Annotated in this window: 24 protein-coding genes; 5 read left to right on the top strand and 19 right to left on the bottom strand. The window is 30.2% G+C overall.

Translation table 11 applies throughout. The features are described from left to right. Positions 1–110: 110 nt before the first annotated feature. The 12 genes from H0I29_RS03880 to H0I29_RS03830 form a co-directional block, all read right to left on the bottom strand. The gene (locus H0I29_RS03880; RefSeq protein WP_218754117.1) at positions 111–614 is read right to left on the bottom strand and encodes an energy transducer TonB; all 504 of its coding nucleotides are present in this window, start codon (positions 612–614) and stop codon (positions 111–113) included. A gap of 139 nt (positions 615–753) precedes the next feature. Continuing rightward, positions 754–1,326, bottom strand: a complete 573-nt coding sequence (locus tag H0I29_RS03875) for a hypothetical protein (RefSeq protein ID WP_218754478.1) — start codon at positions 1,324–1,326, stop codon at positions 754–756. A gap of 161 nt (positions 1,327–1,487) precedes the next feature. Continuing rightward, positions 1,488–3,260, bottom strand: coding sequence for an ATP-binding protein (locus tag H0I29_RS03870; RefSeq protein WP_218754477.1), 1,773 nt, complete (start codon positions 3,258–3,260; stop codon positions 1,488–1,490). Beyond that, positions 3,260–4,411, bottom strand: a complete 1,152-nt coding sequence (locus H0I29_RS03865) for a hypothetical protein (RefSeq protein ID WP_218754476.1) — start codon at positions 4,409–4,411, stop codon at positions 3,260–3,262. The genes H0I29_RS03870 and H0I29_RS03865 overlap by 1 nt, the downstream gene beginning before the upstream one ends. A gap of 796 nt (positions 4,412–5,207) precedes the next feature. Beyond that, a complete protein-coding gene (gene rodA, locus H0I29_RS03860) occupies positions 5,208–6,488 on the bottom strand; it encodes a rod shape-determining protein RodA (RefSeq protein ID WP_218731501.1) in 1,281 nt (426 codons plus the stop codon). A 1-nt stretch (position 6,489) separates the two neighbouring features. Then, the gene (gene mrdA / locus H0I29_RS03855; protein ID WP_218754475.1) at positions 6,490–8,355 is read right to left on the bottom strand and encodes a penicillin-binding protein 2; all 1,866 of its coding nucleotides are present in this window, start codon (positions 8,353–8,355) and stop codon (positions 6,490–6,492) included. After that, positions 8,355–8,858 (bottom strand): rod shape-determining protein MreD, encoded by a 504-nt coding sequence (gene mreD, locus H0I29_RS03850; RefSeq protein WP_218731498.1) that lies wholly within the window; start codon positions 8,856–8,858, stop codon positions 8,355–8,357. The genes mrdA and mreD overlap by 1 nt, the downstream gene beginning before the upstream one ends. After that, positions 8,851–9,681, bottom strand: a complete 831-nt coding sequence (gene mreC / locus H0I29_RS03845; protein WP_218754474.1) for a rod shape-determining protein MreC — start codon at positions 9,679–9,681, stop codon at positions 8,851–8,853. The genes mreD and mreC overlap by 8 nt, the downstream gene beginning before the upstream one ends. A 19-nt stretch (positions 9,682–9,700) precedes the next feature. After that, a complete protein-coding gene (locus H0I29_RS03840; protein WP_068449442.1) occupies positions 9,701–10,729 on the bottom strand; it encodes a rod shape-determining protein in 1,029 nt (342 codons plus the stop codon). A gap of 78 nt (positions 10,730–10,807) precedes the next feature. Next, positions 10,808–12,334: a bifunctional phosphoribosylaminoimidazolecarboxamide formyltransferase/IMP cyclohydrolase gene (gene purH, locus H0I29_RS03835; protein ID WP_218754473.1), complete on the bottom strand. Its 1,527-nt coding sequence runs from the start codon at positions 12,332–12,334 to the stop codon at positions 10,808–10,810. Between the two features lie 134 nt (positions 12,335–12,468). After that, positions 12,469–12,594 (bottom strand): hypothetical protein, encoded by a 126-nt coding sequence (locus tag H0I29_RS18410; protein WP_262887631.1) that lies wholly within the window; start codon positions 12,592–12,594, stop codon positions 12,469–12,471. 77 nt (positions 12,595–12,671) lie between these two features. Then, positions 12,672–13,124: a GAF domain-containing protein gene (locus H0I29_RS03830; protein ID WP_218754472.1), complete on the bottom strand. Its 453-nt coding sequence runs from the start codon at positions 13,122–13,124 to the stop codon at positions 12,672–12,674. Positions 13,125–13,173: 49 nt separating this feature from the next. Here H0I29_RS03830 and xrtF point away from each other — a divergent pair, with 49 nt between their 5' ends. From xrtF to H0I29_RS03805, 5 genes are all read left to right on the top strand, one after another. Continuing rightward, complete coding sequence (xrtF, locus tag H0I29_RS03825) at positions 13,174–13,710, top strand: exosortase family protein XrtF (RefSeq protein ID WP_218754471.1); 537 nt, start codon at positions 13,174–13,176, stop codon at positions 13,708–13,710. Then, positions 13,707–14,138, top strand: a complete 432-nt coding sequence (locus tag H0I29_RS03820; RefSeq protein WP_218754470.1) for an exosortase F system-associated protein — start codon at positions 13,707–13,709, stop codon at positions 14,136–14,138. The genes xrtF and H0I29_RS03820 overlap by 4 nt, the downstream gene beginning before the upstream one ends. A 44-nt stretch (positions 14,139–14,182) precedes the next feature. Next, entirely contained in the window at positions 14,183–14,581 is a 399-nt protein-coding gene (locus tag H0I29_RS03815; protein ID WP_218754469.1) for a hypothetical protein, read from the top strand. A gap of 74 nt (positions 14,582–14,655) precedes the next feature. Next, the gene (locus H0I29_RS03810; protein WP_218754468.1) at positions 14,656–16,899 is read left to right on the top strand and encodes a TonB-dependent receptor; all 2,244 of its coding nucleotides are present in this window, start codon (positions 14,656–14,658) and stop codon (positions 16,897–16,899) included. A gap of 43 nt (positions 16,900–16,942) precedes the next feature. After that, entirely contained in the window at positions 16,943–17,350 is a 408-nt protein-coding gene (locus H0I29_RS03805; RefSeq protein WP_218754467.1) for a heavy-metal-associated domain-containing protein, read from the top strand. 111 nt (positions 17,351–17,461) lie between these two features. On the opposite strand, the gene groL is transcribed toward H0I29_RS03805, so the two are convergent. The 7 genes from groL to miaB form a co-directional block, all read right to left on the bottom strand. Beyond that, entirely contained in the window at positions 17,462–19,093 is a 1,632-nt protein-coding gene (gene groL, locus H0I29_RS03800; RefSeq protein WP_218754466.1) for a chaperonin GroEL, read from the bottom strand. 81 nt (positions 19,094–19,174) lie between these two features. Further along, positions 19,175–19,450 carry a co-chaperone GroES gene (gene groES / locus H0I29_RS03795; RefSeq protein ID WP_068449432.1) on the bottom strand — a complete coding sequence of 92 codons (276 nt, stop codon included), beginning with the start codon at positions 19,448–19,450 and terminating at the stop codon, positions 19,175–19,177. Between the two features lie 176 nt (positions 19,451–19,626). Beyond that, entirely contained in the window at positions 19,627–19,959 is a 333-nt protein-coding gene (gene secG, locus H0I29_RS03790; RefSeq protein ID WP_218731481.1) for a preprotein translocase subunit SecG, read from the bottom strand. After that, a complete protein-coding gene (locus H0I29_RS03785) occupies positions 19,956–20,744 on the bottom strand; it encodes a hypothetical protein (RefSeq protein WP_218754465.1) in 789 nt (262 codons plus the stop codon). Before H0I29_RS03785 ends, secG begins: the two co-directional genes overlap by 4 nt. 63 nt (positions 20,745–20,807) lie before the next feature. Beyond that, positions 20,808–21,314 (bottom strand): LptE family protein, encoded by a 507-nt coding sequence (locus H0I29_RS03780; protein WP_218731478.1) that lies wholly within the window; start codon positions 21,312–21,314, stop codon positions 20,808–20,810. Between the two features lie 114 nt (positions 21,315–21,428). Beyond that, positions 21,429–22,652 (bottom strand): sigma 54-interacting transcriptional regulator, encoded by a 1,224-nt coding sequence (locus tag H0I29_RS03775; RefSeq protein ID WP_218754464.1) that lies wholly within the window; start codon positions 22,650–22,652, stop codon positions 21,429–21,431. Positions 22,653–22,876: 224 nt separating this feature from the next. After that, the gene (gene miaB / locus H0I29_RS03770; RefSeq protein WP_218731475.1) at positions 22,877–24,331 is read right to left on the bottom strand and encodes a tRNA (N6-isopentenyl adenosine(37)-C2)-methylthiotransferase MiaB; all 1,455 of its coding nucleotides are present in this window, start codon (positions 24,329–24,331) and stop codon (positions 22,877–22,879) included. Positions 24,332–24,520: the final 189 nt, after the last annotated feature.

Here is a 24,520-nt window from a genome sequence, read left to right as displayed (position 1 = left end):
TGTTTAAGCATCTAATTTAGTAAATAATTACGGACAAAGAAAATCCGCGAGGATTTTCGCAAGTAGGCAAGAAGCAAGCAATAAATTATATATGTTGTTGGCAATAGTTTTTATTCTTCAGTCACAAATTTGAATGGAAGAAGAAATTTAACTTTCACTTTTTTGTTATTTTCTATTTCCGCTGGTTTCCAGTCAGGAATTTTAGATATTACTTTATAACAAGCTGTATCGTAATCTTTTCTCAATTTTTCAACTATTTCTATATCTACGACTTTTCCTAAAGTGTCAACTACAAAAGTCGATTTGACTTTTCCGTTTATATATTCCGTAAATCCTTGATGAAATTTATAATTCCTCTGTATGAATTTAGTCAGCGAATCAAGTCCGCCTGGAAATTCAGGCATCTTTGTTAAACTCGAAAATTTTATTTGTTCGTTATTTTCGTCTAAAAGTTGATATTCCAAATTCAGTCCGTTTTGAGACTCAACTTTTTTAAATTCCGATTGAGTGATTTCGTTTTCAGATTCAGATTTTTTTTCCGTTTCTGTATTTTCCGAATTCTTACAAGAAATCAAAAGTAAAATTGTCAATATAATTCCTATTATTCTATTCAATTCGGGATTTTTCTTAAATTATTGCCAACGTTTATGTGTAAGATTAGTTGCGTGTTTCAAGCAACTAATTTACTAGATTAATCACGAACGGCGAAATTCCGAAGGAATTTCCCAAGTGAGCCAAAACTAGCAATTAATTTTACACGGTGTTGTAGTGCGTTTTTATTTTTTCAATTAGATTGTCGGTTAATATAATCAGTTCAATTTTTTCAGGTTTCCAACTGCCCTCAATAAATTTTCCAACATTTGATGAGAAAATATCCCAATTCAAATTCAGGATTTTTCCAAAGTCAATAATTAATTCTCTCAAATTGTGTTCATTTTTATTTAATTCAGTCATTATCCAATCTCCAATTCCGTAAGCAGATTTTAGGTCTTCAGAAAAACTTAAATAATATTTCGGAATATCATTTTCATAAATAACATTTTCGTTAAATTCCAATTCCAAAAAAGGAAAATATCGTTCATTATTTTTTCCGTCTATTAAATATGATTCCGTTTCAAGAGTTATTTTTTCAATTCGGTTTTTTAGAAATTCAGATGTTTTTCCATTCCAACCACATTTTGAACAGTTTCCGTTTTTAAATTCGTGTTTACAATTCGGATAATCATATAATTTGTGAGCGCAATCTGGACATAAATCTGTCATTTCCGAACTATCTCTAAAATATTCGGATTCACATTCTGTACAATTATTTTTCTCTCTGTTCATCGGTTCCTTAAATACACTACAACGTGTTTGTATATGATTTGTTGCGTGGTTTAAACAACTAATTTAGTAAATAATTACCGACAAAGAAAGTCTGTGAGGACTTTCGTAAGTAGGCGAGAAACTAGCAATAAATTATATACGGTGTTGTGCGTTCGTTCTTTTTATGACATCCACTTTGCTGTAATATCCTTAAAATCAATTTTACTATTCCATTCATTTTTCCATTTTTCAAGATATAATATGTCATTTGAAGAAGGTTCGTGTTCACATCTGTCAATTTTTATAATTGAAGGCATAACAGTTGCTTCTCCAATTAATAAAGCTTCCCCTGATTGTAAAGATGGAAGTATATCTGTCACAGAGCCTAGTGAGTCAGGTAATAAACGCTTTACATAATTTTGGTCTTCAGGATTTGTGAGTCTCATTGCAATGAAATTGTTACATTGAGAAAATATAGTTTCGGATAATTCAGATGGTCGCTGACTAACTATTGCTAAAGAAATTCCATACTTTCTACCTTCTTTAGCAATCCTTTCAATTGATGCTCTAGAAGATTTAAATCTTGCAAGGTCACTCTTAGGTACATATTTATGAGCTTCTTCATAAACTAACAATAGAGGAATATCATTGTCTCCTAAATTTTTCTTATAGTAATAAGCAAAATCAAAAAGTAATCGAGAAATAAGGGAAACAGTTATACTTAAAACCTCAAAAGGCACTCCACTTAAATCTATAATAGTAACGTTTGATTTCGCATTCTTACGCACAGTTTCTTTGTAGCCATATCCTAGAAATTGTTTTAGAGTATCCTCAAATGTTATAGTCTTACTTTTCGAGCCAAACAAGAATTGTTGCAAACGTGGATTATTAACTTTTGCTGACAATCTTGATATAAATTTATCAATTTTACCATCAGCAAAAATTCCGTTTGATATTCCGTGACCAGCTGCTGCGCTAGATCTTCTTGTATTGGAAAAATCATATACAGCTTTGAAATAATGTTCGTATTTTTCTTTTTCAGATGCGAAAATTTTAGAGCTTGGGGAAATTTGAATATCTAATTCATTATCACTATTAACAGTTTCCTTTTTAAGGTTGTAAAAACAATTAAGAACTTCATTAATGTCAAACTTTAAAGGACTATCAAAATAAACTTTACCGACACCAGGATTATTCGATTCTTTGTTTTCTGTTATAATAGCCCTTAATATTGAGGATTGATTATAATTATTATTGTCACCAGATTCTAAAAAAAGTTCTTCAAGTTCATCTGCATTTAATAACCAATAAGGAAGAACTAAATCGTCTATATTAATAATATTTGCATTAGGAAACGCAGTTGAATATTCAGAATGAATGTCAAAGATTATAATATGTGAATTATTCAATCCTTTAAAATCGGATTTTTTTTCTTTTGTTGCATTTTGTAAAACCTTAGCAGTGGTATGGGATTTCCCAGAACCTGTTGAACCAACAATTGCAAAATGTTTATTGAAAAATTTATTTCCATTAACAGGAACCTCAATTCTTTCTTTTGGGGATTGAGCCAATTCTGCAAAGCAAAACCTTTCATATTTACTTTCTTTACTACCACTAGCATATATTGACCTTATATCTTCAACTGATGCTTTAGTTGCTTCTTTAGGTGGTAAAGCAATAGAGTCACCTCCTCTTCTGAAGTTTCCATCCTCTATAGTTCCTAGAGGATTTGCCTCTATTAAGTATTTTCTATCTCCAGTCTCATTCACTTCTATGAGAAAACTTTCAATTATTGCTATTAACTTAATTGATGAATTTTCATTATCTGCAATTTGAATGTATGAACCTACTTTAAGCTGTTCAGCTCCTTTAAATGCATTTAAATCATCAACTTTAATTTTTACTTTATTTGGAAGTACTGCAATTACTTCTCCATTTACTTTTGAATCTGCCATTAGATTATGTTTTTAATATCTTCGATATCTTCGATTTCAATTTTAATATGTTTCCCACTGAAAAGTATAGGTGATGGATTTTGAGTGAAAAATTGATATATTTCTCCCGTTTTTTGTAAATTATTTAATAGTTTTTTAAGGTCTTTTTGATTATTTATAAATTTAAAGAATAATTTATTGTTGAATGTTGGACGCACATTAAAACTATTTACATTGAAAGGTGCATTTAAGAAATTATATCCATCATTAATTACATACCCATCTTTTTGTAAATCGGATTTTAATTTAACTGAATTGCTATCTTGAAGACCATTAAAATAAATAATCGGAACAAACCTATCAGTATCTGGGATTGTTTTTGTTTTATTTTTACTCCACTTTATTTTTATAGATAAGACTATTTCTTTAAGTATTTTGATGTCATATAAAGGATTCACTTCAATTATAAATATTCTTTCGTGTGGTTCAGTATTTAATGAAGTTTTAAAAAATATTTTATTTAAATTTTTAAGTTGTTTTTCTTTTGCAACTACATCAACATAAGTAGATTTATAAATTAATTTTTTACCATTATGAATAAATTTGTCTATTTCATTTTTGGATGTTTTTCTTTTTGAATTTACTGATGGCGGATTTTTGGTAACAATATCCAATAAATGACTTGATATCATTGAATAATAAATTTCAGCTTCTTCATCAGATTTAGAATATGCCGATTTAATTTTTTGAATAACGTTTTTGTACTGAATTTCAAAATCTTCAGCGTAAATAAGTGTAAAGCATTTTACAAAGTCAGTTTTGTCAGCTAATGAAAATTTCTTTAATTTTCCAAGAATTAAATCAAGTTCAGGTACGGTTAATGTCTTTTTTGAGGGAAGAACACCTTTTAAATAGATCAATAAAATAAATTTTTTTGTTCTGTTTTTTAAGAATTGTTCAAAAAGTAAAACTAGCGGTTTTTTTACTTTTTGTTTTTGTTGGGAAGCATTATAATCAGTATTGTGATATTTTACTTGAATTAAATAATCGTCAAATCCGTAATCTTGAAGTTGTTCAATTTCAATTGTTTTTGACGAATTATTAAATAGCTCTAATATTGTCCTATCGAACTGAAATTTATATCCTCTAAGTGCTATATATGCTCCATCCATTTTTTAATTATTATAATTTTTACTGTTTTTATAATTTCCCGCGAATGACGCACAACTGGTTATATGCAAACAAATATATTGTTTATCCGTTTATATATTCCGGATAATAAAAGTTTTTACTTTTTATTATCACGCTTGTTTAGAATTAATATTTAAAAAAAAATGATTCTGAAGTTTTATAGAAAACAGGACTTTCTTAAGTAAGATATTCATTCTTTATTTTAAAATTTAAATTTAATGAAAAAAATGTTAGGAATTAAAGGCTTAGATTTTTTTTATTGTTGACAGACTGTTTCATTTTTGTTGCTCTTTTTTTTATTTTTTTATTTTTTAAAACGAGTAGTATTATTTTAATATAATAGAGGAGAGTTTACAACTTTAAAAAGTCTTTAGTTTTTATTCTTGTGTCACTCAAATTTGTTTATTATTTTTACTTAAATTAATTATTAATCAACGTACACGAAAACGTACACGATTTTATATAAATTAGATCAAAATAGGATGGTTTATGGGGTTTTTGTCAAACTCATAACCCGAAGGTCACTGGTTCGAGTCCAGTTCCCGCTACTAAGTATAGCAAGGCTTCACAGAAATGTGAAGCCTTTTTTATTTTAATGAGATGGGTACAGAATAAGTTAATTTTAAAAACTGAATTACAGATCAAACATTATTTGGATCAAGTCCCAAAGTTGTCGTATTTAAAAATTATGCATAAATATTAGTCTGTCTAAAAAGGAAGAATTATAGGTTTTTAACGCTTATTAAACCAACTACTAACAGGAATGTTAATCCTATTTTACCAATCGTAGTGTTTATGAGCATCTAATCTAATAAAGATGAAGAGTAAGATTGTAAAACCCCAAAGAGACGAACCTCCGTAGCTAAAAAAGGGTAGAGGTATACCAACAGTTGGTAGTAAGCCTATAACCATTCCTATGTTTACAATAACATGAAAAAAGAGAATAGAAGCCACACTGTAGCCATATATTCGTCCAAATTTATTAGCATGTGTTTCCGATAGATATATTATTCTATACATCATCAACATAAAAAGAATAATAACAATACTACTTCCTAGGAAACCCCATTCTTCTCCAATAGTACTGAAAATGTAATCGGTGTGTTGTTCTGGTACAAAATTTCCTTTAGTAATATCTCCTTTTAAAAAACCTTTACCTGTCCAACCACCAGAACTAATTGTTAATTCTGACTGGTGTGAGTTGTATCCAATATTTTTTTTATCAGTTTTTAAACCTAATAACACTTCAAAACGATCTCTGTGGTGTTGTTTAAAAATATTGTTATAAGTTAGGTTTGTTCCGAATACAAAAAGTGCGGTAATTATATATAGAGCTAATACTTTATACCAATTAAAACGAAAAAATGTTTTACCTCCTCTATAAATTGCATAACCAACAGCGACTGTAATTAATAATAATAGGGTAGATAATACAGATGTAAATCCGAAGAAAATAGTTGAAATAAAAATAACGATAGCCAAAGTACCCAAAATTATATAATTTAGGGTTAATCCCTCTCTGTTTAGAACAAAGAAAAATGCTAAGTAAATTAAGGCAGAACCTGCATCTGGTTGTAAGGTTATTAATAGGGCAGGTGTAAAAATGATTATAAAAGCCTTTATTTGGTTTTTTATTAAACCTAAATTGTATTGTCTATCACTTAAAAGCTTGGCAACAGCAAGTGCTGTAAATGCTTTTACAAATTCAGATGGTTGTAAACTCATGCCACCAAAACTAAACCAAGATTTTGCACCATTTATTTCTTTACCAAGTGGAAATAAAAGAAATAACATAATCAAAGATATTATGTAGAATATACTTGAATATTTCTCGTAAAATTTTGAATTAAAAAAAAGAATGATCACAATTAATGGAACACTTAAAATAATCCAAAGAATTTGTTTTCCATAATTAGTAGAAAAATCTAATATCTGTATATTATCTTCAGTTTTGGATGCTGCATATATATTCATCCATCCAAAACCAACAAGAATAGCAAATAAGAAAACTAAAAGCCAATCGATCTCAGCAAAAATGTTATTTCGTTCTTGGCGCAATTTATTGAGTTTTTTGATTTAGTTTAGCGTAAATATCTTTTAAGTTTAGGTCTAACATTCGTTGTTCTCTATATTTATTTTCTTTAGAGATGCTACCATTTATATATTTTTCTATAAGTAAACTGGTAATTGGAGCAGCTATTGTAGATCCATATCCACCATTTTCAACAAAAATTGCTATCGCTATTTTAGGGTTTTCTTTAGGTGCAAATGCCACTAAAATTGAATGATCTGGTAGTTGAATTTTTTGACCGTCTATTCTAGCAAAGTTTTCTGCAGTTCCGGTTTTTCCACAAATCTCAATTCCTTTTACTTGATTAAATCTCCCTGTTCCTGTCTTAAATACTTCGTGCATAGCTTCAACTACTGGAGAAAAATACTTTTTATCTATCGTTGTTTTTTTTGCAATTGTATATACAGAGTCTTTAATAGGGTTTTTATTTACTTCTTTTAATACGTGTGGTGTATAAAAATATCCTCTGTTTGCAATTACTGCTGTAAAATTAGCTAACTGAATAGGTGTTGTTAAAACTTCTCCTTGACCAATTGCGTTAGATATAGTAGTAGAACCGTTCCAAGAATATCTATAAATATCATCATAATATTTTCCGGTAGGTATTAAACCTGGACTTCCAGCAGGTAAATCATAACCTAAATAATTGCCTAAACCAAAACTGGCAATATGGTTATGCCAGGTGTCTAAACCTTCTGAAGGATTATTGTTTTTTTCTATAATTTTTTTATAAGTTTGAGAAAAGTAAGTGTTACAAGATCTAGCAATAGCTGCTTTTAGTAGTACTGGCCTTCCTGTAATTCCGCAATGGCATCCCATAAAAGCACCTGCTCTACTACCGTATCTAAAACCATGATTACATCTAAAACCGGTATCTTCTGTAATAACACCTTCTTGAAGGCCAATTAAAGCATTCATCATTTTAAAAGGAGAACCAGGAGCATAGGTAGCTAATAAACCTCGGTCATAAGAAGGTTTACTTATGGTGTCATTAAATAGTATTGTAGAGTTTCTAGATCGTTTTCTACCAACCAACATGTTAGGATCGTAGGAAGGTGCAGTAACTAACGCTAAGATTTCTCCAGTAGATGGTTCTATAGCTACAATTCCGCCTCTTTTACCAGACATTAGTTTTTGGGCATAAACTTGTAGTTCTATATCTAAGGTTAATGTTAAGTCTTTTCCGTTTTCTGGTATGGTATCGTATGAACCGTCTAAATAAGATCCTGTAACTTTATTTAGGTTATTTCTTTGTAGATATTTTTTACCTTTAGTTCCTCTTAAATAATCTTCATATTGTCTTTCAATTCCATCTTTTCCAATTAATTCTCCAGGTTGGTAATAGGCATTTTCTTTTGCTAAAGTTTCATTTACTTCTCCAATATAGCCAAGTACATTTGCGGCAGCATTTATAGGATATTTTCTAATGATTCTTTTTTGAATAAAAAAACCAGTGTATTTATGTAATTTTTCTTGAAGAAAAGCAAAATCTTCTTTTGCCAATTGTTTTAAAAATACAGAAGGTAGGTAAGGGGCATAATTATCTGCTTTTTTTAATCTTTTTAAGAAATCTGCTTTATCAATTTTTAATAGATTACAAAATTCTAATGTGTCTAATGGTGTTACCTGGTTGGGTTGCACCATAACGTCATAAGAAAGCTGGTTTGCAACTAAAAGTTCTCCGTTTCTGTCATATACGTATCCTCTTTCTGGATAATCATACTCTATTTTTACAGCAGAATTATGAATAGGGTCATAGCTGGCACCTCTAATTACTTGTAATTGAAAAAGTCTCCCAATAAAAAGAATACCGATAAGTGTTATTAAAAAATAAAGTAAAAAACTTCTTTGCATTATTCGCTTTTAGTAAAAATATAAGTTCCTAAAAAAAATAAAATCAATGTAAAAACACTAGAGTATAATGTGTTTAAAAAAACCATTGATAAATTTTCAAAACTAAAATTAGCAAAAGTAAAATAAATAAGGTGATGAATTACTGTTAAAGTTACTACATAGTTAAAAACTTTACCAAAAGATTCAGATTTTAAGCTAAAGAAAGGGTAATCTGCTGGTATTTTTCTAAAATAAACATTCACAAAAAACAACCTAATATAAGCGATAAATAAAGTAGCAAATGCATGTATACCTCCTGAATCTGAAAAGAAATCAACAAATAGTCCTAAAAGGAAACTTATAAAAAGAAAGGAGTATCTTTTTTCATTTAAAGGATATAGAATTACAAAGCTAATATAAAGATATGGATTTATATGTCCTAAAAAATTAATGTTATTTAGCACTAATACTTGCAAGAATAGCAAGAAAAAAAAAGATAAAATTTGATTTATACTTTTATTCATTGCTCGTGTTTTCTAAAAATTGTAATTCTTCCTTATCTAAATTTTTAACAATATATACATAACCAAGGTTACTCATATCATTAAATAACGTTACATCTACTTGGTTATTAGCGGTGTTTCCTTTGTTTATTTTAGAGATTGTTCCAATAGGTATTCCTTCAGGAAAAATAGTAGATTTTCCTCCTGTTTCAATAGTGTCTCCAATTTTTAATGGAGCTTGTCTTGGCATATCGTGTAACTGAACAATATTGTAATCTATACTATTCCACTTTAATGTTCCGTAATAAAAATCATTTCCTTTAAGACGTGCATTAATACCACTATTTTTATTTAAAATTGATTGTACTCTCGTATAATTATTTGATGAGTTTTCTGTAATTCCAATAATTCCTTTGCTATTAATTACAGCCATTTCTTTATCTATATTTTGATTTTTACCTTTATTTATAGTTATAAAATTAAATGGTTTAGAATAATTATTGTTGATGATTTTTGCGTTTGTGAACGTATATTTTTGATGATATTTTGTAGAATCCATCACTGTAGAATCAATATCAAAATTTACAGATGTATTTTTTTCTAAAAGATTTTTTAGACGTGTGTTTTCTTCTGACAATAATTTATTTTCAGACTTTAATCCTAAATATTCTGTAGAGTTAGAAAGGGTTGTAAGAAAACCACCAGTAACACTATTAGCTGAGTTTATAAACTTGCTTTTATGAAAACGAAGGTTGTTAAAAGTAAAAGTTAGCGCTATTAACTCTAACAATATAAAAAACAGAAAATACTTAAACTTCTGAAAAAAATAGATAATCTGTTGCATTGTAAGAACTTAAAAACTACTATTTCATTAATACATTTTTGTATTTTTTTAATTCTTTTAATGCAATTCCTGTTCCACGAACAACTGCTCTTAAAGGGTCTTCGGCTACATAAACAGGTAAGTCTGTTTTTCTAGATAAACGCTTATCTAAACCTCTTAACATAGAACCACCACCTGCTAAATAGATACCTGTATTATAAATATCTGCAGCCAATTCTGGTGGAGTCTTAGATAAAGTTTCCATTACAGCATCTTCAATTCTTAAAATAGATTTGTCTAATGCTTTTGCAATTTCTCTATAAGAAACTTGTACCTGTTTTGGTTTTCCGCTTAGTAAATCTCTACCTTGAACCAACATTTCGTCTGGTGGAGTTTCTAAATCTTCCGTTGCGGCACCAATGGTAATTTTTATTTTTTCTGCAGTAGATTCACCAACATGTAAATTGTGTTGGGTACGCATGTAGTACATAATATCATTTGTAAATAGATCTCCTGCAACTTTTACAGATTGATCACAAACAATACCTCCTAATGCTATTACAGCTATTTCTGTTGTACCACCACCTATATCAATAATCATGTTTCCTTTAGGCTCCATAATGTCTATACCAACACCAATTGCAGCAGCCATAGGTTCATAAATTAAATAGATTTCTTTTGCATTCATGTGTTTTGCAGAATCACGAACAGCTCGTTTTTCTACTTCTGTAATTCCAGAAGGGATACAGATAACCATTCTTAATGCGGGTGGAAATAAACGCTTCTTAATTGATGGAATTTGCTTTACAAATTCTTTAATCATCTGTTCAGATGCCTCAAAATCTGCTATAACTCCGTCTTTTAAAGGGCGAATAGTTTTAATATTTTCATGGGTTTTTCCTTGCATTAGGTTGGCTTCTTTACCAATTGCAATGATTTCTCCAGTAATTCTGTTCCTGGCAACAATAGAAGGACTATCAATAACCACTTTTCCGTTGTGGATTATTAAAGTATTTGCGGTACCTAAATCAATCGCAATATCTTCCGTCATAAAATCGAAAAAACCCATAAAATATATTTGTTGTTTTATTCTTGATGTATTCTTACAAAATTACTAAAATTCTGTGTGTAAAATACATATTTATTATTAATGTTTAAAATGTCTTGTTCCTGTCATTACCATAGATATATTGTGTTCATTACAATAGTCTATACTTAATTGGTCTTTAATAGATCCTCCAGGTTGAATAACACTTTTTATTCCTGCGTTATCTGCAATTTCTACACAATCAGGGAAAGGGAAAAATGCATCACTTGCCATTACACATCCATTTAAATCAAATTTAAAAGAAGTTGCTTTTTCAATAGCTTGGTTTAACGCATCAACTCTACTTGTTTGTCCTGTTCCTCCAGCTAATAATTGTTTGTTCTTAACAAGTATTATGGTGTTCGATTTTGTGTTTTTACACAGTTTAGAAGCAAATAACAAATCATCTAACTCACTTTGAGTTGGTTTATTGTTAGTTACGTACTTTAAATCTGATAATTGATCTGTAATACTATCTTTATCTTGCACTAAAGAACCGTTTAAACAAGTTCTAACAGTTGATGTTGGTAATGCAACATCTTTCTGAATTAAGATAATTCTGTTTTTCTTACCTTTTAGAATAGCTAATGCATCATCAGAAAAAGAAGGAGCAATTACAACCTCACAAAATAAAGTATGAATTTTCTCTGCAGTTTCTTTGTCTATTTCTGTATTTGCAATTAATACACCACCAAAAGCAGAAACAGGATCTCCTGCTAAAGCATCTGTATACGCTTGACTAATTGTGTCTCTTTGTGCAAAACCACAAGCATTGTTGTGTTTTAAAATAGCAAACGTTGGTGCTTCACCTTTAAATTCTTGAATTAAATTTACAGCAGCATCAACATCTAATAAATTGTTGTAGCTTAATTCTTTACCATGAAGTTTATCAAACATTGCTTCTAAGTCTCCAAAGAAATATCCTTTTTGATGAGGGTTTTCTCCATAACGTAAAACGTTTGCATTTTGTTCACTTGCTTTGTAAACTATTTCATCTTCATTAAAATAGTTAAAAATAGCAGTATCGTAATGAGAAGAAATATTAAATGCTTTTGCAGCTAATTTTTTTCTTTCAGAAATGGTAGTTTCTCCATTACCTTCAGAAAGTGTGTTTAAGAAACCTTCGTATTGATCCATAGATGAAACAATAACCGTGTCTTTAAAATTCTTTGCAGCAGCTCTAATTAAAGAAATACCACCAATATCAATTTTTTCTACGATATCTTGTTCTGGTGCTCCAGAAGCTACCGTTTTTTCAAACGGATATAAATCTACAATTACTAAGTCTATTTGTGGAATATTGTATTCAGCCAATTCAGCAACATCGCTTTCATTGTCTTGTCTGTTAAGAATACCTCCAAAAACTTTTGGATGCAATGTTTTAACTCTTCCACCAAGAATAGATGGGTAAGAAGTAACCTCGTCTACGGGAATTACATTGATTCCTAAATCTTTAATAAACTTTTCTGTACCACCTGTAGAATAGATAGTTACGTTAAGTGCATCTAATTTTTTTACAACTGGTTCTAGACCATCTTTGTGAAATACCGAAATTAATGCGGATTTAATTGTTTTTGCAGTGCTCATTTAGTGTTGTGTTGTTAAGCGTGCAAATTTAGGTAAAGCAATCTTCTAAGGCAATAAAAGATAGTAACAAAACAAGTAAGTAATTAACAACAAACTTTTAATGAAGTTTTTTTAATTAGAAAAAAACAGATCCACTACTCGGCGTTATCTAAAAAATCTCGAAACCAAACAACAAAATTATCTACAATAGATGTTTTTTTTGAAGCATAATTAGATGTTGAATTTTTAGATGTTATGGTAGTGGATTCGTATTTTCTCATTATTTAGGAATATGTCGATTTGTGAATTATATTATTTTTATCAAAAGTAGTTAAAAGATAAATATAAATCAACAAAATTAAAGAATACTTGACAATTCTTTGCAGATATACTCTAAAAGTGCCTCGTCCTTTGCGGAAAATGTATTTGCTGTATGAGAGTCTATATCAATTTGACCAATATTCTCGCCTGCTACAAAAATTGGGATTACAATTTCAGATTTTACTTTCAAACCGCAAGAAATATAATTGTCTTGAGCAGAAACATCTTGTACTACAAAGTTTTCGTTGCTAACCGCTACTTGTCCGCAAATACCTTTCCCAAACGGAATAATAGTGTGTTCTGTCTCTTCTCCTGTATATTGAGCTAATTTTAGCTCGTCTTTATCTCCGTTTTTAAAATAAAAACCAACCCAATCATAGTAAGAAATTTCTTTTTCTAAATAATCACATATAGCTTGTAATTTCTCATCTTTAGATGTGTTAGATAAAATAATTTTGTCGATCTGTTGTTGTAAAATATCTATATTCATTTTGTATATTCGTTCTGTAAATAAGTCGCAAAATTAAATAAAATTTATTGTGAAGAAACATAAAAGCATCATCATTTTTCTGATTAAGTTTTTTGTAACCTATTTTTTATTAGTTACAATCTATAACACTTACTTACAGCGTTCTCAAGAAAAAGAAGGGGTTTATAAAACAGCATCTATAACAACACTTGTGGCGGACCAAACCGTAAAAGTGCTTACTTTTTTCGATTATAGCGTAGAGGCTGTTCAGCATGATAAAGAAGTTTCTGTAAAACTAATCATAGAAGGTAAATATACCGCTAGGGTTATAGAAGGGTGTAATTCTATTAGTTTAATTGTTCTATTTATATCATTTATTATTGCTTTTTCTGGGTCTTTAAAAGCTACTTTCTTTTATTCTCTGTTTGGTAGTTTGTTCATTTATACAATCAATGTATTAAGAATTGCATTTCTGACAGTAATGATCTATAAATATCCCGAAAATCAAGAATTTTTACATGGTTTGGTATTTCCGGCAATTATTTATGGTACCATTTTTATGCTTTGGGTTATTTGGGTTAATCAATTTTCTAAGTTTAAGAAATGAGTAAATATCTAAAAATAGTATTAGTATTCTTGCTTTTTGTGCTGTTGGTCGCGGTAAGAGCTTTTCAAACGAATTTGTTTTATGACCCTTTAATAGTATATTTTAAAAATGATTATTTGTACACAGGTATTCAGAATATAGTTGTTTGGAAGCTAGTGGTAAATATGCTCTTTAGGTACCTCATAAACTCTGTTATTTCATTAGGTATAATTTGGGTGTTGTTTGAGCGAAAAGAGTATTTAAAATTTGCTAGTTATTTTTTAATGATAGCTTTCGTAATTCTTATTTCTGTATTCGTAATTTTAATTAAAAATAATTTTGAAAGTGGTTATTTGTTACCGTTTTATATACGTAGATTTATAATCCATCCGCTGTTTTTACTAATATTGCTTCCAGCTTTCTATTATCAAAAATTGAGTAATAGATAATTTTATATAGAATTTGATTTTCTTATTGTAAATTTGCAGAAGCAATGAAACAGTTTTTTTCTAAAATAGCGTCTTTTTTATTGGCACTTTTAGTGTTGTTTTCTACGTTTTCTTTTACGGTAGAAAAGCATTACTGTGGAGATTCTCTAATGGATGTTTCTTTTATAGGGAGTACAAACGATTGCGGCTTAGAAATGCAAAAAATTGCAGCTAAGACTAACTGTTGTAAAGATGAAATTCATCAAATTAAAGGTCAAGATCAATTAAGACAAACTCAAGTTGACGATTTTGATTTTTCTAACCAACAATTTCTAGCATCGTTTTATATTTCTTTTAATGATCTATTTTTTGAACAAGATTTTAAAGAAACAAACTACAACAACATTTCTCCGCCTGAAATTCTATTAGATTATCAGGTTATATACCAGTCTTTTTTAATTTGATTTTAATTTTTAAACTATAAATATTGCCTAAAGGCGATGAAATTTAGCGTTATAAATTAAAATTAATACACATAATGAAAAAATATATAATTAGTAGTTTTCTGCTATTTATTCCTGTTATACTCTTTTCTCAAACTACATTTAAAGGGATGATTATGGACAAAAATAATCCTAAAGATAATTTAGGGGTTGCCGATGTAACTGTACATTGGTTAAATACAAACGTAAGTGCAATTACAAATAAGAAAGGTTGGTTTACTATAGATTATAAACCAGGATATAAAAAATTAGTAATTAATTATTTAGGGTACAAAACCGATACTTTAACTATTGAGGACTTAGACCCTATTCATCATTATATTACTCCAGAAGGTGATTTAGATGAAGTAATAATTAAAAGTAAACGAAATGCAATTCAGAAATCATTTTTGTCTACGGCAAATATGTTTACTGTAAATTCTGAAGAATTGTTAAAAGCTGCGTGTTGTAATTTGGCAGAAAGTTTTGAAACCAACCCATCTATAGATGTTAGTTTTTCTGATGCTTTAACCGGAACGAAACAAATACAAATGCTGGGTTTAACAAGTCCATATTTGTCAATTACACAAGAAAATATTCCTTCTGTTAGAGGTGCTGCTCAGGTTTTCGGACTCACATTTACACCAGGTACTTGGGTAGAAAGTATACAGATTACAAAAGGTGCTGGTTCTGTTGTTAATGGGTATGAAAGTATATCTGGACAAATAAATGCAGAATTGGTAAAACCTTTTTCTGATAATAAATTCTTTGTTAATGCCTATTCTTCCTTAAATGGAAGGATCGAGTTAAATACACATTTTAACCAAAAAGTTTCAGATAAATGGTCTACAGGTATTTATGTTCACGGTAATTATAGAGGTGAGAAATTCGATAAAAATGATGATAATTTTTTAGACAGTCCGTTAGCAGATCAAATAAATGTAATGAATCGTTGGCAGTATGTTGATGCAGAAAAAGGTTGGGTAAGTTTTATTAATGTACGTTTTTTAAATGATGAAAAACAAACGGGTGAGATTGATTTTAATCCATCTTTAGATAAAGGAACCACAAATGCTTGGGGAAGTGAAATAGATACAAGACGTTTTGAGACTTCGGCTAAATTAGGGTACGTTTTTCCAGAGTTGCCTTTTCAGAGTGTAAGTCTTCAGTTTGCGTATAGTAATCATCAGCAAGATTCTTATTTTGGACAAAAAATTTATAATATAGAGCATGAAAGTATATTTTCTAATATTATTTTTAATTCTATAATAGGGGATACTAGAAATAAGTTTAAAACCGGACTTAGTTTTACGCATGATAATTATGAAGAATTGGTAAATATTACCGATTACGATAGAAAAGAAACTTCTGCAGGAGCTTTTTTCGAATATGCATTCGATAATTTGAATGATTTTAGCTTAACTGCAGGTTTGCGTATAGATACTCATAATTTATTAGGAACTTTTGTTACTCCTAGAATTCATGCAAGATATGTGCCTTGGGAAAACAGTGTTTTTAGAGCTTCTGCAGGAAGAGGAAAGCGAAGTGCTAATATTTTTGCAGAAAATCAACAATTATTTGCAAGTTCAAGGAGTATTAATATTGATGATGTTGGTGGTAATATCTACGGATTAAATCCTGAGGTTGCATGGAATTACGGAGTTTCTTATATGCAAAGATTTAACTTATTCAATAAAAAGGGAGATGTTACTTTCGATTTTTATCAAACAGATTTTACAAATCAAGTTGTGGTAGATTGGGAAAACCCTCAAGAAATATCATTTTATAATTTAAACGGAAAAAGTATTGCAAATAGTTTTCAAGTTGAAGTAAATTATAATATTGCACCGTATTTTAATTTTAGAACAGCGTATAAGTATTTTGATATTTCTACGGATTATACTTCGGGTAATTTACAGAAACCGATTCAACCTAAAAATAGATTTTTTGCAAACCTTTCCTATGAAACCCCTGCTAAAGATAGTGGAGCTCAATGGAAGTTTGATGTTACTTTTAATAATATAGGAAAACAGCGTTTACCAAATACGGTATCTAATCCTGTGCAATATCAATTGCCATCACATTCAGATTCTTATCAATTGTTAAACTCTCAAATTACAAAGGTTTTTTCAGACAAATTTGAAGTTTATGTAGGTGCCGAAAACTTAACAAATGTTCAGCAGAAAAATCCTATTTTAGCAAGTGATGATCCATTTGGATCTAATTTTGATAGTACAATTGTGTATTCTCCTATTTTTGGAAGAGCATTTTATATGGGGTTAAGATTTAAAATAAAATAGCCACAGAGTGGGATTAAGTAATATAATATAAAATAGAAAAAAGATGAAAAAAATACTATTCGTATTCAGTTTATGTTTGATTGGTTTTACAACACAATCACAAGAAGTAAAAAAGAAGAAAAGTGCTAAAGTATCTATAGAAGTAGATGGAATTTGTGGTATGTGTAAAAAACGTATTGAAACTGCTGCTTTAAAAACAAAAGGGGTAAAGTTTGCAATTTGGAGTGTAGAGACGCATCAATTAAATGTAATTTTAGATGAACGTAAAACCGATGCAGAGGCTGTTCAGAAAAGTGTTTTAGCAGTAGGGCATGATGTTATTTTAGATGAAGAAAATAAACTAATTGCAACAGATGAAGCGTATGGTTCTGTACATGGTTGTTGTAAGTATAGGGAAGAAGAAATAATTAAAGACCATAATGGAGAATTGAAAAAGCAGAAGAAGGAATAATACTTCTTTTTTGTAGGTAATAAAAAAATCCGATAGAAATTAATCTATCGGATTTTTTATTGATATAAATGTAATAAGCAAGAGTGAAAGCCTGCCTGCCAGTGCTACTGGCTACATCATTCCTGGCATTCCACCACCCATTGGAGGCATTCCTGCAGGAGCATCTTCTTTAATGTCTACTAAGGCACATTCTGTAGTTAAGATCATTCCGGCAACAGATGCAGCATTTTCTAATGCAACACGCGTTACTTTCTTAGGATCTATAATTCCAGCTTCTAGCATATCAACATATATGTCGTTTTTAGCATCATAACCAAAGTCTTTTTTACCTTCTAAAACTTTATTAATTACAACAGAACCTTCACCACCAGCATTTTCTACGATGGTTCTTAAAGGTGCTTCAATTGCTTTGTTTACAATTTGTACACCTGTAGTTTCGTCTAAGTTTTCTGTAGTGATTTTTTCTAAAACTTTTTTAGCGCGTACTAAAGCAACACCACCACCAGCAACAATACCTTCTTCTACTGCAGCTCTTGTAGCGTGTAAAGCATCATCAACTCTATCTTTCTTCTCTTTCATCTCTACTTCAGAAGCAGCACCAACATATAAAACAGCAACACCACCAGCTAATTTAGCTAAACGTTCTTGAAGTTTTTCTTTGTCGTAGTCAGAAGTTGTAGTCTCTATTTGAGCTTTAATTTGACTAACTCTTGCTTTAATAGCATCTGCATCACCAGAACCATTTACAATAGTTGTATTGTCTTTATCAATAGTAATACCTTCTGCAGTACCTAAAAGATCTAATGTTGCGTTTTCTAAAGAGAAACCTCTTTCTTCAGAAATTACAGTTCCGCCAGTTAAAATTGCGATGTCTTCTAACATTGCTTTTCTTCTGTCTCCAAATCCTGGAGCTTTAACAGCAGCAATTTTTAAACCACCTCTTAATTTATTTACAACTAAAGTAGCTAACGCTTGTCCGTCTACATCTTCTGCAATAATTAATAAAGGACGTCCAGATTGAGAAACTGGCTCTAAAATTGGAAGAATTTCTTGCAAGTTAGAAATCTTTTTGTCGAATAATAAAACATAAGGATTTTCTAAATCTGCAATCATTTTATCTGCATCGGTAACAAAATAAGGAGATAAATAACCTCTGTCAAATTGCATACCTTCTACAACGTCAACATAAGTTTCCATTCCTTTTGCTTCTTCAACAGTAATAACGCCTTCTTTACCAACCTTGGCAAAAGCAGTAGCTATTAAGTCTCCAATAACAGCATCGTTATTTGCAGAAATTGCTGCAACTTGTTGAATTTTTTCAGAAGAATTACCAACTTTTTTTGCTTGTTTTTCTAAGTCTGCAATAATTGCAGCAACAGCTTTGTCAATTCCACGTTTTAAATCCATTGGGTTTGCACCTGCAGCAACGTTTTTTAGACCTTCTTTTACAATTGCTTGTGCAAGAACGGTAGCAGTTGTTGTACCATCTCCAGCTAAGTCGTTGGTTTTAGAAGCAACTTCTTTTACCATTTGAGCTCCCATATTTTCAAGCTCATTTTCTAGCTCAATTTCTTTTGCTACAGAAACTCCATCTTTAGTAACTGTTGGTGCTCCAAAAGATTTAGAAATAATTACGTTTCTTCCTTTTGGTCCTAAAGTTACTTTTACTGCATTTGCTAAAGCATCAACTCCACGTTTTAATCCGTCTCTTGCTTCAATATCAAATTTTATATGTTTTGCCATTTTCTTTAAATGTTTATTTGTTTAACTATTTATTCGTTTTAATTGTTGCTACTGTAAACCGCAACTGAAAACTAAATACTTTTAGATAATCGCTAAAATATCAGACTCACGCATCATTAGGTAATCTTTACCTTCTAATTTTAAATCAGTTCCACCATATTTACTATATAAAACAGTGTCTCCAATTTTTACAGTTAAAGGCTCATCAACTTTACCATTACCTACTGCTACAACAGTTCCTTGTTGTGGCTTTTCTTTTGCGTTATCAGGAATAATTAATCCTGACGCTGTTTTTGTTTCTGCTGGAGCAGGTTCTACAAGAACTCTGTCTGCTAAAGGTTTAATGTTTAATCCCATTATTATATTTTTAGTTAATTAATTTATATGTTACTAACTGTAAATTGTCAGAAATTGTGCCATTACACTAAAACTGACAATTTTTCTTTGATTGAATTTATTGTTAAATTTTAAGCATAAAAAAAATGCCAACGTGTCATTTACGTTGGCATTTTTAATTTATCTCTAACGGATAATTAATTTAAACTATCGTTAGTTATAGGAGTTGTGTTTTCAACAGGAGTAGAGGTTTCAATACCATCTAAAGTATTATTTAACTCAAAGTTGTTGTCTCCATCTCTAGGAATTGCAAAGTTTGCTAATAAAATTAATGCAAACATAGCAATTGCTAAAGTCCAAGTTGTTCTGTCTAAGAAATTGTTAGTGTTTTGTACACCCCCCAAAGATTGTGCTCCACTACCTCCAAAAGAAGAAGTTAATCCTCCACCTTTAGGATTTTGAACCATCACGATTAAGATTAATGCAACGGCTACAATCAAAATTAGAATTAAAAATGCTGTGTAACTCATGATTTATTTTTTTGTAAAATTTGTATTCTTTTAATTTGGTCTGCAAAGAAACCACTTTTTTCTGGATATTTCAAACTTAAAATTCTATAAGCTTGCATTGCGTTTTCATACTTTTTCTGTTCTAAATAAACTTTAGCCAATGTTTCTGTCATTAAAGAGGAATCTTGACTGTTTTTAGCAACTGGTACAGCTACTATTTTATCTTTTGCTAAAGGCTTAATTTTAGGATTGTTTTCAATAAATGTGTTTATTAAGTCCTCTTTTGCTGTAGGTTTTTCTATAGTAGTTTTTTCTATTTGCTTTTTTTCTTCTCTAACAATAGGCTTTCTGGAGGAAAGTTGTAACCATTCGCCAAAAGAATGATTCTCTGCGGAAGAAAAAGATATAGGTTTTCCAATTTCTAATGCCGTTTCTATTTCAGCAATATTTTCTAAAGCTACTTCAGTTTTTTCTATTAGGCTTTCAATTTTTTCAGAAGGAGTTGCTACTGTTTTTTCTGCTGATATTTTTTCAAATATTTGTTGATGAATATCTTCTTTCTGATTATTAAAATTATTTGTAGTAATATAATTGAATAATAAAGTTCTGTCTGTGGTGTAAGAAGCAGTTACTTTTAATTCGTTATTGTATTTAAAACTATCCTGATTTTTTAATCCTTTTAAATATAAAACACGTGCTGCTTGAAAATACGGATATTCTTCAACAACAGTTTTTAATTCAGCAGTTTCCACTTCCTGAATTTGTCTTTTGTTTTTTATTAAATCTATAAAAGTACTTGATTTCAAATCTTAGTTATTTTTATCTACTTTTTACTGAATAGTACAACTGAATATTTTTAACTTTTAATATTACCACTTTGCAACGGAAGCATTAAAAATATCTTGTGTTAATCTCTCCATAATCTCATCTAAAGCAGCTTCTAATACACTACCTGTAAGTTGTGCATCTGCAGCAAAATCTGAATAAAAAGAGAATTGTTTTTCAAAATCGTCTTTTTCAACTAGTTTATTCACAAAACGAACATTAACGGTGATGGTAAGTCTATTTTGAGCAGCAGTTTGGTCTGCAGTAGCACTCATAGGAGTAATTCTATAGCCTGTAATTTCTCCGCTAAAATATAAATCTCCATTAGAGGTTACTGTGGTTAAATTGGTTTGTCTTGTAAATAAATCTAGCATGTCTTGGGTAAAACGCTGACTTAGAGTTGGCTCTACCAAAGATGCTTGATTTGGGAAGAAATCTATTTGTAATGTTTTTGCATCACCCGTACTTCCTCCTGTAAAAGAATATGCACCACAAGCAATAAAAAAGAGTGTGCTTAGTGTAAATAGTGTTATGTATAGTGTTTTTTTCATCGATTTTGTCTGGTCGAGCGCAGTCGAGACCTAAAATAGTTACTTATTAATACCTCTCGACGGCGCTCGAGGGATAGTTTTTAGTGATTAAATTTTAAACAATTACTCAATCTTTTACAAATCGTATTGTTTAATTTTTCTGTATAAAGTTCTTTCAGATATCCCTAGTTCTTTAGCGGCCAATTTACGTTTATTACTGTTTTTCTCTAAAGATTTTTTTATCATTTCTACTTCTTTGTCTTGTAAAGATAAAGACTCGTCTTCTTCTATAGTCTCAATAAAATCATAATCTTTTTCTGTGGATGAGTTTTGAGGGATATTCATCACTTCTACATTAGATTTATGAGCATCTTTGTTTTCGTACATCTTTTCAATTAATTGATGATGTTCTTCTTGCACTTCTTCTACATTACCACTTTTCATTAAGTCGAGCGTCAACTTTTTTAAATCGTTGATGTCATTACGCATATCAAATAAAATTTTATACATAATATCGCGCTCAGTAGAGAAATCATTTTCTTTTTTGCTACCAATAACAGCAGGTAAATTACCATTATTATTAGGTAGATACTGTTGCATTTTAAGGGCAGAAATAACTCTTTCTTCTTCAATAACCGAAATTTGTTCTGCTAAATTTTTTAACTGACGAATGTTCCCCGGAAAACGATAGTTTAATAACATTTTTACCGCGTTATCATCTAAACGAATAGAAGGCATTCTATATTTTTGAGCAAAATCTGCAGCAAATTTTCTAAACAATAAGTGTATATCTTCATCACGCTCTCTTAAAGCAGGTAAATGAATTTCTACGGTACTTAATCTGTAATATAAATCTTCTCTAAATTTTTCTTTCTGAATTGCAGATTGCATATTAACATTTGTTGCTGCAACAATTCTAACATTGGTTTTTATAACTTTAGAAGAACCAACTTTTATAAATTCTCCATTTTCTAAAACACGTAGTAAGCGTACTTGTGTTGTTAATGGTAATTCACCAACTTCATCTAAAAAGATAGTTCCTCCATCGGCAACTTCAAAATATCCTTTTCGATCTTGTGTTGCTCCTGTAAATGATCCTTTTTCATGACCAAATAATTCACTATCTATAGTTCCTTCTGGAATTGCACCACAGTTTACAGCAATGTATTTTGCATGTTTTCTATGTGATAATTGATGTACAATTCTTGGAATATTTTCTTTACCAACACCACTTTCTCCTGTAACTAAAACAGAAATATCTGTAGGTGCAACTCTAAGTGCTTTTTCTAAAGCTCTATTTAAGTGAATATCGTTACCGATAATTCCAAAACGCTGTTTTAAAGCTTGTAAGTTTTCCATATTTTCTTTTTTGAAATAGGATTATTTTTGATTCAAGATCCAAGATGGTCTTGTGTCATGATTCTTTTTTGTCAATTAATAATAAATAAGCAATTTATATCTTTACTGTACTTTCTTTTCTAAAATGCTTAACCCTGATTGAAACCTTTCAGCTTTACTCAGGGCAGACTCTATCCTTTTTTATTTTTCATACAAAAGATGTAGTGAAAAGCAGGAGATAGCTTCTAATTATTATCAGAATACCCAACAACAGTTCCTTTTAAGGTTGCAGAAGTACAATCTTCTACTTTTACCATTACAAAATCTCCTAATTTATAATTTCCTTTATCAAAAACAGCTACAGTATTTTGGGTGTTTCTACCTTTCCATTCATTCGGATTTTTCTTAGAAGTACCTTCAATTAAAAATTCTTCTACTTTTCCTAAATGTTGCTGTGTTCTGTATAAAGCGTGTTCTTGTTGTAAATCTATAATTTCTTGTAAACGACGTTTTTTTGTTGCAAAAGGTACATCATCTACCATTTTCTTAGCAGCTAAAGTTCCTGGTCTTTCAGAATAGGTAAACATAAAACCGAAATCGTATTTTACGTACTTCATCAAATCTAAAGTGTCTTGATGATCTTCTTCCGTTTCTCCACAAAAACCAACAATCATATCTTGACTTAAAGACATTTCTGGAACAATCTTAAAGATATTATCAATTAACTCGATGTATTCTTCACGAGTATGTTGTCTGTTCATGGCTTTTAACATGTTGTTGCTTCCGCTCTGTACAGGTAAATGAAGGTATTTACAGATGTTTTTGTGTTTTGCTATGGCGTGAATTACGTCTAAACTGATATCCTGCGGATTAGAAGTCGCAAAACGAAAACGAGTTTTTGGAAACTCTGTAGCACACATATCTAATAATTGTGCAAAATTTACAGCGGTTGCTTGTGCCATTTCAGATGCTTTGCCAAAGTCTTTTTTCAATCCTCCACCATACCATAAGAAGCTATCTACATTCTGACCTAAAAGTGTAATTTCTTTAAAGTTTCTATCTACCATAGATTGAATTTCTTCAATAATACTCTTTGGGTCACGACTTCTTTCTCGTCCACGAGTAAAAGGAACCACACAGAAAGTACACATATTGTCACAACCTCTGGTTATAGATACAAATGCTGTAACTCCGTTAGAATTTAAACGCACCGGAGAAATATCTCCGTAGGTTTCTTCTTTAGATAAAATTACATTTACGGCATCTCTACCAGCGTTTACTTCCTCTAATAAGTTAGGTAAATCTTTATAAGCATCGGGACCAACAACTAAGTCAACTATTTTTTCTTCTTCTAAAAACTTTTCTTTTAAGCGTTCTGCCATACAGCCTAAAACACCCACTTTCATGTTTTTGTTCACTTGTTTTACAGCGTTGTATTTCTGTAATCTTTTACGAACAGTAGTTTCTGCCTTCTCTCTAATAGAGCAGGTATTTACTAAAACTAAATCTGCTTCTTCTAGAATTTGGGTTGTGTTGTAGCCTTCTTTATCTAAAATAGCGGCTACTATTTCACTATCATTCATATTCATTTGACAGCCGTAGCTTTCTATGAATAATTTTTTAGTGTTATTTTTTTTATTTTCGGTAACAAGAGCTTTCCCTTGTATTTTCTCGTCTATGATTTTTTCTACGTATTCCATCTCTCAATTTATCATTTAAAGGTGAGCAAAGATACAACCAAATTTAATTTATTGTGACAAATTGGCAGAAATTTAATGGACTAATTCTAATGTTTTTTGTTGAAAATTGATGAAATAATTTTTTTTTACAAAAAACTAACTACTTTTGCAATCAAAAATAGCACGTTTTTAAAGCGTTCTAGCGACAAA

The sequence above is a fragment of the Polaribacter sp. R2A056_3_33 genome (genome assembly GCF_019278485.1).
Classification (GTDB): domain Bacteria; phylum Bacteroidota; class Bacteroidia; order Flavobacteriales; family Flavobacteriaceae; genus Polaribacter.
Note: the sequence above shows the minus strand (reverse complement) of the source record. Positions and strands in the feature narration are given on the sequence as shown.